The organism is Streptomyces sp. NBC_00273, from assembly GCF_036178145.1.
GTDB lineage: Bacteria > Actinomycetota > Actinomycetes > Streptomycetales > Streptomycetaceae > Streptomyces.
In genome coordinates this window covers 945838-957642 of sequence record NZ_CP108067.1, presented here as the reverse complement: position 1 = coordinate 957642, position 11805 = coordinate 945838, and the positions used below count along the sequence as shown (strand labels likewise).

General features: G+C 74.4%; 10 protein-coding genes. 8 read left to right on the top strand and 2 right to left on the bottom strand.

Annotated elements, in window-relative coordinates; genetic code table 11:
* The first annotated feature begins 94 nt into the window (after positions 1–94).
* Together OG386_RS03910 and OG386_RS03905 are read left to right on the top strand one after the other, a co-directional pair.
* A complete protein-coding gene (locus OG386_RS03910; RefSeq protein ID WP_328786752.1) occupies positions 95–1651 on the top strand; it encodes a sensor histidine kinase in 1557 nt (518 codons plus the stop codon).
* Between the two features lie 39 nt (positions 1652–1690).
* Positions 1691–2401 (top strand): ribonuclease H family protein, encoded by a 711-nt coding sequence (locus tag OG386_RS03905; protein WP_328786751.1) that lies wholly within the window; start codon positions 1691–1693, stop codon positions 2399–2401.
* On the opposite strand, the gene OG386_RS03900 is transcribed toward OG386_RS03905, so the two are convergent.
* On the bottom strand, positions 2381–3037 hold the full coding sequence (locus OG386_RS03900; protein WP_328793158.1) for a beta-glucanase: 657 nt from the start codon (positions 3035–3037) through the stop codon (positions 2381–2383). The genes OG386_RS03905 and OG386_RS03900 overlap by 21 nt on opposite strands.
* Positions 3038–3190: 153 nt before the next feature.
* Here OG386_RS03900 and OG386_RS03895 point away from each other — a divergent pair, with 153 nt between their 5' ends.
* The 4 genes from OG386_RS03895 (at position 3191) to OG386_RS03880 (ending at position 8707) form a co-directional block, all read left to right on the top strand.
* Positions 3191–3430 carry a hypothetical protein gene (locus OG386_RS03895; RefSeq protein ID WP_328786750.1) on the top strand — a complete coding sequence of 80 codons (240 nt, stop codon included), beginning with the start codon at positions 3191–3193 and terminating at the stop codon, positions 3428–3430.
* 73 nt (positions 3431–3503) lie between these two features.
* Positions 3504–4385 (top strand): hypothetical protein, encoded by an 882-nt coding sequence (locus tag OG386_RS03890; protein WP_328786749.1) that lies wholly within the window; start codon positions 3504–3506, stop codon positions 4383–4385.
* Positions 4385–6547: a bifunctional serine/threonine-protein kinase/ABC transporter substrate-binding protein gene (locus OG386_RS03885; RefSeq protein WP_328786748.1), complete on the top strand. Its 2163-nt coding sequence runs from the start codon at positions 4385–4387 to the stop codon at positions 6545–6547. Before OG386_RS03890 ends, OG386_RS03885 begins: the two co-directional genes overlap by 1 nt.
* Positions 6548–6553: 6 nt before the next feature.
* Positions 6554–8707 carry a bifunctional serine/threonine-protein kinase/ABC transporter substrate-binding protein gene (locus tag OG386_RS03880; protein ID WP_328786747.1) on the top strand — a complete coding sequence of 718 codons (2154 nt, stop codon included), beginning with the start codon at positions 6554–6556 and terminating at the stop codon, positions 8705–8707.
* Positions 8708–8741: 34 nt separating this feature from the next.
* On the opposite strand, the gene OG386_RS03875 is transcribed toward OG386_RS03880, so the two are convergent.
* Positions 8742–9362 (bottom strand): L-threonylcarbamoyladenylate synthase, encoded by a 621-nt coding sequence (locus tag OG386_RS03875; protein WP_328786746.1) that lies wholly within the window; start codon positions 9360–9362, stop codon positions 8742–8744.
* A 169-nt stretch (positions 9363–9531) separates the two neighbouring features.
* On the opposite strand from OG386_RS03875, the gene OG386_RS03870 reads away from it, so the two are divergent.
* Both OG386_RS03870 and OG386_RS03865 read left to right on the top strand, forming a co-directional pair.
* On the top strand, positions 9532–11052 hold the full coding sequence (locus OG386_RS03870) for a sensor histidine kinase (protein ID WP_328786745.1): 1521 nt from the start codon (positions 9532–9534) through the stop codon (positions 11050–11052).
* Complete coding sequence (locus OG386_RS03865) at positions 11049–11747, top strand: response regulator transcription factor (protein WP_328786744.1); 699 nt, start codon at positions 11049–11051, stop codon at positions 11745–11747. Before OG386_RS03870 ends, OG386_RS03865 begins: the two co-directional genes overlap by 4 nt.
* The last annotated feature ends 58 nt before the right edge of the window (positions 11748–11805 follow it).

Here is an 11805-nt window from a genome sequence, read left to right as displayed (position 1 = left end):
GAAAGGAGCAGCGGGACCGATGAGAGGGGAGCGGCGGGGGGTGGGCGTGAGGACGCGGGGTGCCGCGTCGACGGCCGCGGGGCGGGGGCCGGCCGTGCGGGACGCAGCGCTGTGGGCGGTGATGGCGGGCGCTGCTGTGCTCGCCCACCGGGAAGAGGCCCATCCCTCGCCGGTCTTCGGCCTGGTCCTGCCGCTCCTGGTCCTGGCGGTGGCGGTGCCCGCCGGCCGGACCCGGCCCGGGGCGGCCGTGTTCCTCGCCAACGCGGTGGTCGCCTCGGGCCTGGCCGATCCGACCACGACGGCGAGTCCGTACCTGACGGCGCTGGCCGTACTGGCGTACCTCCTCGGCCTGCGGGTGGACCGTACGGGGCCGGCACTGGTGCTGTTCGGAGCCTGCACGGCCATCGACCTCGCGCTGTGCGCGGTCCTGGGCGTCGGCGCCGTGTACTGGTTCTACGCGATGTCGTTCATCCCCGCGGCCCTCCTCCTACCCTGGCTGGCCGGTCGCTACCGGCAGGCCAGGCTGGCCCTGGTGCACGAGGGCTGGCAGCGGGCGCGCAACCTCGAACAGCGCCAGCGGTCCGTGGCCGAGCAGGCCCGGCTGCGGGAACGCACCCGGATCGCCTCCGACATGCACGACTCGCTGGGCCACGAACTGAGCCTCATCGCCCTGCGCGCCGGGGCCCTGGAACTCTCGCCCACGCTGACCGGCCAGGACCGGGCGGACCTGGCCGTGCTGCGCGCTGCCGTCTCCGACGCCGTGGGGCACCTCAGGGACACCGTCGGAGTGCTGCGGGACGGCTCCGACGGTGCGGAGCCGACGGCCTCGTCCGTGGAGCCCGTGGAGGAACTCGTCGCCCGGACGAGGGAGTCCGGGGCCAGGGTGCACCTGCGGCGGGAAGGGCCGGCCCGGGCCCTGCCGCCGCTGGTCGACCGCAGTGCGTACCGCGTGGTCCAGGAGTCCCTGACCAACGCGATCAAGCACGCACCGGGCAGCACGGTCCACGTCAGCATCGCCCGGCAGGCGGACCGGACCGAGGTACGGGTGACCAACTCCGCGCCGCGGGCCGGCTCGCCGTCCGCCGGCCCGGGGGCCGCCGTAGGGCGGGCCCCGGGACACCGTGGTCTGACCGGCCTGCGCGAACGGGTCCTCCTCATCGGCGGAACGCTGCACGCCGCGCCCCGGGAAGGCGGCTTCGAGGTCCTCGCCACGCTGCCGGACCAGGTGAACCCGGGGCGCGCGAGGAGCGCCGGGGAGCTCAGGGAGTCCAGGGAGCCGACCGGCTCCGAATCGGCGCGGCGGCTCGCCGTCGCCCGGTACAGGTTCGTGGCCGCGTTCGCCGCCCCCGTCGGCTTCGGCCTCGTGGCACTCGCCTCCTGCGCCTACCTGGCCCAGCAGCTGACCACCTGTGTCCTGCGCCCCGCGGACTTCGCCGCGGTCCGGGTCGGCCAGGACGCCGCAGAAGTGGTCCGGTTCCTTCCGGAGCAGCAGTTCCGGTACGTCCCGGACGCCCTCCGGGCGCTGCCCGTACCCCCCGGCACCGTGTGCGCGTACTACCGCTCGAACGGCAACCTCCTCGAGCAGGTCGACGTCTACCGGCTCTGCTACGCGGGCTCCCGGCTGGCGGCCAAGGACGTGCTGCCGGGCTGAGCGATCGGGGAGCCCCGGCGGATGAGGCATGATCGGGGGATGTCTGATCGCATCATCGCCGCCTGTGACGGAGCGGCCAAAGGTAATCCCGGGCCGGCCGGCTGGGGTTGGGTCATCGCCGACTCCCAAGGGCGCCCCGAGCGTTGGGAGGCCGGTCCGCTGGGGCGGGCCACCAACAACATCGGGGAGCTGACCGCCCTCCAGCGGCTGCTGGAGGCGGTGGACCCGGGGACGCCCGTCGAGGTGCGGATGGACTCCCAGTACGCGATGAAGGCCGTGACCCAGTGGCTGCCGGGCTGGAAGCGCAACGGGTGGAAGACCGCCTCCGGCCAGCCCGTCGCCAACCGGGAGCTCGTCGAGGCGATCGACCGGCTGCTGGCCGACCGTGACGTCACCTTCCAGTACGTTCCCGCGCACCGCGAGGACGGCGACCACCTGAACGCGATCGCCGACCAGGCCGCTAGCGACGCGGCGAGCAGGCAGGAGGCCGCCGGAACCGCCCTCGGCAGCACGCAGATGCCGGTTCCCGCTCCGGCCGCGGCTTCCCCCGCGCGCCGCAAGGCGGCTGCGCCGGGGAAGCGTTCGTCCGCGCGCACCGCGACGGGCGGCGGCGGATCCCGGGCCATCAAGGCGAAGTTCCCCGGCAGCTGTGCCTGTGGAAAGCCCTACGCGGCCGGCGACATGATCACCAAGAACGGCAGCCGGTGGGGCCACCAGGCCTGCGGTTCGCTAGGGGCGGTGGACGCGTAGGTACTCCACCGCGTAGGACATCTGGGACACGCCCGGGTCGGGCGCCGGGTGGTAGCGCCCGGCGCACACGGACAGGTTGACGATGAGGTACGCCCGCCAGTTGCGCCCGACCCCCCGGCGGTCGGCGAAGACCCGGGTGCCGTTGACCCACCACACGACCGAGCGCGACCCGAACTCGACCTTGAGGTCGATCCAGCCGCCCGGGGCGATGGAGGAGTCCCGGTGGTAGCGCGAGCCGCCCCTGACGTGGTTGGAGAGTTCGAGCAGGTCGGGGTTGTCGGGGTGGTACTCGAAGACGTCGATCTCGTTGCCGCCGTCCCGCCAGGTCCAGATCGCCGGCCAGGCCCCGATCTCGGCGGGCAGCCGCACCCGGGACTCCAGTACGTCACCGGTCCGCACCATGAACCCCTCGTCGCTGCCCTCGGTGGTCAGCAGCCCCGCGTTCCACTTGCCGTCCGGGCGGCGGGTCGCCCGGAAGGTGCCGGTGCGGCTGTAGGAGGGGTCGGCCACCAGGTAGTCGAGTTTGTTGTCACCGGTGTTGGTGGGTCCACCGTTCGGATACGCCCAGGACCGGCCGGCGACCCACTGGGTGGTCGACCTGAAGTCCGCGGTGAAGACCGGGGCCCGGGCGCTCAGCTGTGCGTCCCCACCGGTGGGGGTACCGGTGGAGCGTCCCGTGAGCCGTCGGAGCCAAGAGAGAACCTGAGTGAGCACGAGCGGCTCCTTCCCCATGGATTGACGCTCCTGGAGCATGCCCGGTCGCAGTGCGTTACATACCGGTGGACCGGTTTGTCTTTGGCCCGCCCGGACGACGTCGAGCGCTTCGCCCGGATGTTGGCCGGAGCCGACCTCGCCGTCGACGTCGCCCACCAGGGGCGGGGCGTTGGCCGCGAGCTCATCCGCGTCACGCGGGAAGCGGCGCCCGAGGCGAAGTCGGTCCTGCTCGCCGCGCCGGCCGCGGTCGACCACCACCCGCACCTCGGCTTCACCCGCCACGAGTCCGCCTGGACCCCGGACCGCCTGCAGTAGCGCGATGTGAGGCCTCAACATCCCTTTTCCATACGCCAGTTAAGCGGGTCCACGGCGGGGTACGATCCGTGCCGTGGGGGGACCGGTGGGAGAGAGCAAGAGGAAGGCCGTCCTGCGCGCCTGCGGCTGCGCGGTGGCGGGTCTGTTCCTCATCGCAGGGTGTGCGGCCGACGGCAGCTCGAAGGGCGGCGCGGCGAGCGGCACCCCGGGCACGTCGGCCACGCCGTCGGGCACGGGTGCTTCGGGTACGGGCGGCACCGGCGCGAGCGCCCCGGCCGCCCGACCGAGCAGTTCACCCCCGATCCCGATGCCCCCGGTCGACGAGTCCAAGCAGCCGAAGACGGCCGCCGAGGCCCGCGACCTGCTCGCCCGGATCATCATCGCCGAGCACGACCTCGGACCCGACGTCGTGCGCAGCACCCCCTTCGAGAGCGGTCCCGGCCGCTGGCCCGTGCTCGACGAGAGCTGCGTCTGGCAGACCGAGGGCCTGCCGGCCGACGTGCTCGCCACGAGCACCCGACACTTCCACATCCCGGCCAAGGACGGCCGCGGCCGCGTGCGGATCAACGCCACGGTCACCGTCCACCACAGCCGTGAGGAATCCGGCTGGGAGACCGCCCGCGCCATGGAAGAGGTCTTGCGGTGCCCGGACCAGAAGCTGCGTGAGGGCGAGGACCTCAAGGGCCTGTGGGGCGGCGTCTTCTACCTCGGCGAGCAGATGAACGAATGGACCGAGGACGCCTTCACCGAATCCGGCAAGTACGTCAATGCACAGGACGGCGGCGGGCCCTACGACTACACCTGGTCCCAGGCCCAGTTCGGGCCGGTGACCGTGGCCATTGCCGTCAAGGGCGCGCAGGGCATCGCCAACGACGAACTGAACACCTACGTGGCCAAGGGCACCGGCCAGATGATGATCCAGGCCAAGCAGGAGCTCGGAAAGGCGGCGGGCTGATGGAGCCGCTCCATCCCTCTGACCCCTCCCGGATCGGCGGCCACCGGCTCCTCGGGCGCCTCGGCGCCGGCGGCATGGGCGTCGTCTACCTCGGCCGGACCGACGACGGTGCGCTCGCCGCGGTCAAGGTGATCCGCGCGGAGTACGCCGAAGAGGCCGACTTCCGGGCCCGCTTCCGGCGCGAGGCCGAGATCGCCGCCGAGGTGGACAGCCCCTGGGCCGTCCGCGTCACCGGCGCAGACCCGGACGCCACCGAACCGTGGCTCGCCACCTCCTTCGTCGCCGGACCCTCCCTCGCCGAGGCCGTCGGAGCCCACGGCCCGCTCCCGCTGCGCGCCGTACGGATCCTCGGCAAGGCCATGGCCCAGGCCCTCGCGGTGATGCACGAGCAGGGCCTCGTACACCGCGACGTGAAGCCCGGGAACGTCCTCCTCGGCATGGACCGGCCCCGACTGATCGACTTCGGGATCGCCCGCGGCGGCGAACACACCGCCCTGACCTCCGACGGCGCCGTACTCGGCACCCCCGGCTTCCTCCCGCCCGAGCAGGCCGAGGGCCGCCCCGCCGAACCGGCCGGCGACGTCTTCTCGCTCGGCTGCCTCCTCGCGTACGCCGCCACCGGACGGCTGCCCTTCGGCACCGGCACCGTCGACGCGGTGCTCTACCGCACGGTCCACGACGAGCCCGACTTCGGTCCCGAGGTCCTCGCCGACCCCGAACTCACCGCCCTGCTGCGCACCTGCGTCGCCAAACACCCCGACATCCGGCCCGGCGCGCGCGAACTGGACGCGGCACTGACCGAGGACACCCCGGGGGAGGGCACCGACTGGCTGCCCGACCCGGTCGTCGCCACCATCGCCGAACGGGCCGCCGCGCTGCTCGCCCTGCCCGGCATCGACGAGACCGTGGCCGACCCGGACGCCGCCCCCGCGCCCGGCACGGCCGCGCCGGCGCCCTCCCGCCGGTGGTTCCTCGCCCTCGCCTCCGGCGGCGCCGTCCTCGCGGCCGGCGGCGGCCTGGCCGCCTGGCTGGCGCTGCGCGACCAGGACAAGGCCGGGACCCCGGCCGCGGACGCCCCGCGACAGTGGGTGATCGGTGTGCACGCCGACCTCTCCGGCCCGCAGCAGGCCGCCGGACAGGCCCAGGAGCGCGGGGTGCGGCTCGCCGTCGACGCCTTCAACTCCCGCAAGGAAAAGCCCTTCACGCTCACCGTCGCCACTGCCGACGACGCCGGTAAGGCGGACCGCTCGGCGGCCGCCGCCACCGGACTCATCGCCAACCGCGACCTGTTCGCCGTGGTCGGCCCCACGGGCAACGACTCCGTGCTCCCGTGCCTGGAACTCTACGGCGAGAGCTCCGTCCCCCTGGTGACCGTCTCCGCCCTGGCGATGACCTTCAGCATCGCCAACCGGCGCAGCTTCTTCCAGGGCTGCTCGATCTCCTCGGCCCAGGGCGCCGCGGTGAACCTGCAACTCGCCGGCAAGCAGGGCGTCCGGCGGATGGGCATCCTCAGCGACCGCGGCGGGGACACGGACACCTGGCAGGCGGCCCAGCTGATCAGCCGCACCATCGGCTCTTTCGCACCCGAGGCCACCTACTACGGTCGTGTCGTCCCCCGCGGAGCCGGCGATTTCACCCCGGTGATCACCGACCTGCTCGCCCACGGCATCGACGGCTTCTTCTACACCGGCACCCCGGCCGGCGGGGCCAAGGTCGCCGGGCTGCTGGCCGCCGCCGGCTTCCAGGGGCCCCGGGCGGCCGACTACACCATCGCCGGCCCCGAGTTCCTCGCCGCGGCCGGCCGGGCGGCCGAAGGCTGGCAGTTCTTCACCCCGTACACCGGCCCGGAGGCCCCCGAGGTCGCGGAGGTGACCCGGGCGCACCGGGCAGCGTACGGATCCGCCCCCGACATCTGGACCGCGGAGGCCTTCGACGCCACCCAACTGATCATCGACCGCCTGGTCACCGCCGCCGCGGGCGGCAACCGGCCGACCCGTGCCGGGCTGCTCACCGCGCTCACCCGGGGCACCTTCCGCGGCCTGACCAAGGAATACACCTTCAACGAAGATCGCCGGCTCACGGGCAACACCTACTTCATGCACAAGGTGGAAGGGGGCCGGATGCGCTACCTCGGCCCGGCTATCCCGCCCGCGGCGGGATAGCCCCGGATGCGCCCCCTCACCCCCGCCGATCCGGCCGAGATCGGCGGGAACCGGCTGCTGGGACGCCTCGGTTCGGGCGGCATGGGCACCGTGTACCTCGCCCGCTCCGCCGCCGGCACCCTGGTCGCCGTCAAGGTCATCCGCGCCGACCACGCCGCGAACCCGGACTTCCGCGCCCGGTTCCGGCGCGAGGTGGAGGCGGCCGGACAGCTGACCGGACGCTGGGTGGTCCCGGTCGTCGCCGCCGACCCACTGGCGCGCGAGCCCTGGCTGGCCACCCCCTACGTCCCCGGGCCCTCCCTGGCCGAGGCCGTCGGAGGGTACGGTCCACTGCCCGTCCGGGCGGTACGGACCCTGGGCGCGCGGCTCGCCGAGGCACTGGCGCAGGTGCACGCCACGGGACTGGTCCATCGCGACGTCAAACCGGGCAACATCCTGCTCGCCCCGGACGGGCCCCGGCTGATCGACTTCGGGATCGCGCGCGCCGAGGGCGCGGTCACGCTGACCGCCGTGGACGCGGTCCTCGGCACTCCGGGATACCTGGCACCGGAGCAGGCCCGTACGGACGGCGCCGTGGCGGGCGCCCCGAGCGACGTGTTCTCCCTCGGCTGCGTCCTGGCGTACGCGGCGACCGGGCACGGTCCGTTCGGCGGCGGGCACGCCGCCGCGGTGGTCTACCGTACGGTGCACGACGAGCCCGAACTCTCCGGACTGCCACCGGAGTTGCTCGACCCGGTGCTGGCCTGCCTGGCGAAGGACCCGGCGGCCCGGCCGACCCCGGACGAGCTGGGCGCCGTACTCGGGGAGGACCTCACCGGCCCGGACGGCGAGGACTGGCTGCCGCCCCCGCTGCCCCGGCTGATCGCCGAGCGTTCCACCAGGGCCCTGGACCTGCCCGCCCCGGAGCCGACGCGGATCGACGCGCCGGAGGCGGCCGTCCGGGGCCTCACGCGCAGACGGCTGCTCGGGGCCGGCGCGGGCCTGGCCGTCATCGGCGCGCCGGTCGCCTGGTTCACCACCCGCGGCCGGGCCCGCGGCACGACACCGCCGCCCGCCCGCGCACTCGCCACCCACACCCTCGCCCTCCTGGCCGACCTGACCGGGCCCGGCAAGGAGATCGGCCAGGCCCACGAGCGCGGCATGAAGCTCGCCGTGGAACGGCACAACGGCCGGTCGGACGCCGCGTTCCGGCTGGCCCTGCGCATCGCCGACGACGGCGGGGACGCCACGCGCGCCGCGCAGGTGTTCACGGAACTGGCCGCCGACCCCGCTGTGGTCGCACTCGCCGGTCCCACCTGGGACGACGCGGTGCCCCAACTGGCCGTCGCCGCCGGCGCGGCCGACCTCGCCCTGCTGCTCGTGTCCGCCGACAGCCCCGAGAACGCCCTCTCCCGGGAGAAATGGCGCACGGTGGTCGCCACCCGCCCGGCCGGCGACCAGCTCGCCCTCCCGGTGATCGACTACTTCAGCCGGATCCGGCCCGTAAACCGCACGGGCCTGGTCGAGGACGTCGAAGGCGGCGAGCCCGCCTCCCTGGTCGTCCAGCACCTGCAACAGTCACCGCCGTCGCAGGGCACGCTCAGCGTGCACCGGATCCCCGCGGGCAGCTCCGACTTCGCCGGCGCCGTACGCGCGCTGACCGAAGCCGGGGCCGAGGCCGTCGTCTACGCCGGCACCTCACCGCAGCGCGCGGCCCAGATGGCCCGCGCCCTGACCGAGGGCGGATTCCAGGGCCGCCGGATGGGCCTCCAGTACGCCATGGAACCGGCCTTCCTCACGGCCGCCGGTCCGGCCGCCGACGGCTGGGCGTTCGCCGCCCTCTTCACCGACCCGCTGGCCGTCCCCGCCGCCGCCGAGTTCGTCACCGCCCACCGCGCCGCGTACGGGCAACCGCCCGCCCGCTGGGCCGCCGAGGCGTACGACGCCGTGGGGCTGCTCGCCGCGACCCTGACCGGCCTGGTGGAGGAGGGCAGGGACCGGGCGGGCGTGACCCGGCGGATCTTCCGGACGGCTCACGAGGGCCTGGCCAAACCGCTGTCCTTCGACTCCAACACCCACGTGCTGACCCGGGCCGGTACCGCGCACCTCTACCAGGTCGAATCCGGCGCGTACCGGTACTTGGGCATCTACCCGAAGGTGGCTCCCGGGGCCGGGCGGTGAACGGCGGCCGGGGCGTCCTGGGGCTCCGGTGCGGCTACTCGAACCGGGTGGTGTCGCCCGCGCCCCGGCGCACGATCTCGACCTCACCACCGGAGAAGTCGATGACGGTGGTCGGCTCGGTACCGCAGTCACCCGAGTCCAGTACGGCGTCCACCTCGTGGTCGAGCCGCTCCTTGATCTCCCAACCCTGGGTCATCGGCTCGGCCTCGTCGGGCAGCAGCAGGGTGCTGGAGAGCAGCGGCTCGCCGAGCTCGGCGAGCAGGGCCTGCGTGACGACGTGGTCGGGAATCCGGACTCCGACCGTCTTCTTCTTCGGGTGCAGCAGCTGGCGCGGCACCTCCGAGGTCGCGGGGAGGATGAAGGTGTAACTGCCCGGGGTCGCCGCCTTGATGGCGCGGAACACGTCGTTGTCGATCTGTACGAACCGGCCCAGCTGTGCGAAGTTCTGGCACACGAGGGTGAAGTGGTGACGGTCGTCCAGGTTCCGGATCGACCGGATCCGGTTGATGCCGTCACGGTTGCCGAGCTGGCAGCCCAGCGCGAAGCAGGAGTCGGTCGGGTATGCGACGAGCTTCCCGCCGCGGATCATGTCGACCACGTTGTCGATGGTGCGCCGCTGGGGGTTCTCGGGGTGTACGTCGAAGTATTTCGCCATCCGCCGAGCCTACGCGGTCGGGACCCCGGCGCCGGTACGGCCGGGCCCGCCGGCCCGCCCGCCGAGGGCCGCGGCGACCTGGCGGCGAGCAGCCGTCGGGACCGATGGGGTCCGAAGGTGGACTTTCGGCAGTGCCGCCGGTCCGGGGGAGTTCCGTAGGGTCAGGCGCGTGAGATCAGTGATCATTGAGCCCCGGGTCCTGCAACAGGTATTACCCGCAGGGCTGTTCATCGCGGCGGTCGCCGCCGTCGGCGCGAGCGTGGCCGACCCGTGGTGGGGGATCCCGGCGGTGGTCAGCGCCTACCTCGCCGGCCGCGGACCGGGGCCGGGCCGGAGCGCGGGGGCGGCCCTGGCCATGGTCCTCGTGGCGACCGTGCCCGTCGCGATCCTGGTGCCCGGGTGGCTCGCGTGGGCGACCCGGTTCGTACTGACGCTGCTCGCCGCGGCGGTGCTCCCGTGGTTCGCGGGCCGGTTCCGACGCCAGTACCGCGAACTGGTGCGCGCCGGGTGGGAGCGGGCCGCGCGGCTGGAACGGGAGCAGTTCCTGCTCGCCGAACGGGCCCGACTGCGCGAACGGACCAGGATCGCGCAGGACATGCACGACCTCCTCGGCCACGAACTCAGCCTCGTCGCCCTGTCGGCGGGAGCGCTGCAGTTGGCCCCCGGACTCCCCGAGGCCCACCGCACCGCCGCGCGGGACATCCGGTCCAGGGCGGGAGCCGCCGTGGAGCGGCTCGGGGAGGTGATCGGCGTCCTGCACGGCCCCTCGGACCCGGTGCCCGGGCCGCAGAGCGGATCGGAGAACGGGCTCGCCGCGATCGGGGGCCTGGTGGACCGGGCCGCCGGGGCGGGACTGGACGTCCGGCTGCGGGTGGAGGGGGAACCGGGGGCCGCGGCGCTGCCGCGGGCCGTCGACCGGGCCGCGTACCGCGTGGTCCAGGAGGCGCTGACGAACGTCGCCAAGCACGCGCCCGCCTCCCGCGCCACGGTCGTCGTCCGGCACAGGGCGGGCACGTCGGACGCGGCGGACGCGGCGGACGCGGCGGACGGGGCGGGCCGGACCGAGGTCGTCGTGACGAACGGGCCGGTCCGCGGCCCGGCGCCCACCGCCCCGCCCCCGGGCGCCGCCCCCGGCGAGCCCCACGGACTCGGGCTCATCGGCCTGGAGGAACGGGTCCGGCTGGCCGGCGGCTCCTTCACCGCGGGCCCCGAGGGAGACGGCTTCGCCGTGCGCGCCGTGCTCCCGCACCGGCCTGGCGCGGCCCCGCCGCGGCCTGCCGATCCTGCCCGCCCGGGCGTCGTACTGCCCCCGGAGCACCGCAGCGCCCGCCGCCGGCTGCGCCGTACCGCCGTCGCGGCCGTGCTGGTGCCGCTGTCGACTGCGGCCGCGCTCGTCCTCGGGGTGCGGGCCTGGGACACCGTGGCGGCCCGGCAGTCGGTCCTCGCCCCGCGTGACCACGCCCGGCTCAGTCTCGGACAGCCCCGCGCCGAGGTGGCGCCGTACCTGCCGGCACGGCAGACGACCCGCAGGCCGGTCGCCCCCACCTCCGAACCGGACGGTGCGACCTGCGAGTTCTACGTACAGACCGCCGACCCCTTCGACGACCGCTCGGGCGACATCTACCGGCTCTGCTTCCGCGCCGGCCGGCTCGTCTCCACCGACACCTTCACCGGGAGGGAAGTCCGATGATCCGGATCCTGATCGCCGACGACGAGCCGATGATCCGCTCGGGCGTCCGCGCCGTCCTCGCTGCCGATCCCGGCATCACCGTCGTCGCCGAGGCCGCCGACGGCCACGAGGCGGTGCGGCTCGTGCAGCACCACCGCCCGGACGTCGCCGTCCTGGACATCCGGATGCCGGGCACCGACGGCATCGCGGCCGCCGCCGAGATACGAAGGACCGTACCGGCGACGGGAGTCGTGATGCTGACGACCTTCGGCGAGGACGACTACATCCTGCGCGCGCTCGGCGAGGGCGCCACCGGCTTCCTGATCAAGTCCGGCGATCCGGAGGAGCTACAGGCCGGTGTCCGGGCGGTCGCCGAAGGCGCCGCCTACCTGTCACCGAAGGTCGCGGCCCGGGTCGTCGCCCATCTCGCGGCCGACGGCGCCGGCGCCCGCGCGAGCCGCCGTTCCGCGGCCCGCGCCCGCGTCGACGCGCTGACCGCGCGGGAACGGGACGTGCTGGGCCTCCTGGGCGGCGGACTGTCCAACGGGCAGATCGCGCGCCGCCTGCACCTGGCCGAAGGAACGGTGAAGGCCCACGTCAGCTCGATCCTCGCCCGCCTCGGCGTCGACAACCGGGCCGCGGCGGCGGTGGTCGCCCACGAGGCCGGCGCGGTCCCGGCGCCGCCCGCGGGCCGGGCTCCGCACGAGGAGCGCTGACGCCGCGCGCCCGGTGGCGGGCAGCAGGAGGATCCGTGCGGTCAGTACGGCGCCCGCC

Coding starts and splice junctions, on each gene's coding strand:
- OG386_RS03905 (WP_328786751.1), top strand. CDS start 1,691: ATGTCTGATCGCATCATCGCCGCCTGTGACGGAGCGGCCAAAGGTAAT.
- OG386_RS03880 (WP_328786747.1), top strand. CDS start 6,554: ATGCGCCCCCTCACCCCCGCCGATCCGGCCGAGATCGGCGGGAACCGG.
- OG386_RS03885 (WP_328786748.1), top strand. CDS start 4,385: ATGGAGCCGCTCCATCCCTCTGACCCCTCCCGGATCGGCGGCCACCGG.
- OG386_RS03865 (WP_328786744.1), top strand. CDS start 11,049: ATGATCCGGATCCTGATCGCCGACGACGAGCCGATGATCCGCTCGGGC.
- OG386_RS03875 (WP_328786746.1), bottom strand. CDS start 9,362: ATGGCGAAATACTTCGACGTACACCCCGAGAACCCCCAGCGGCGCACC.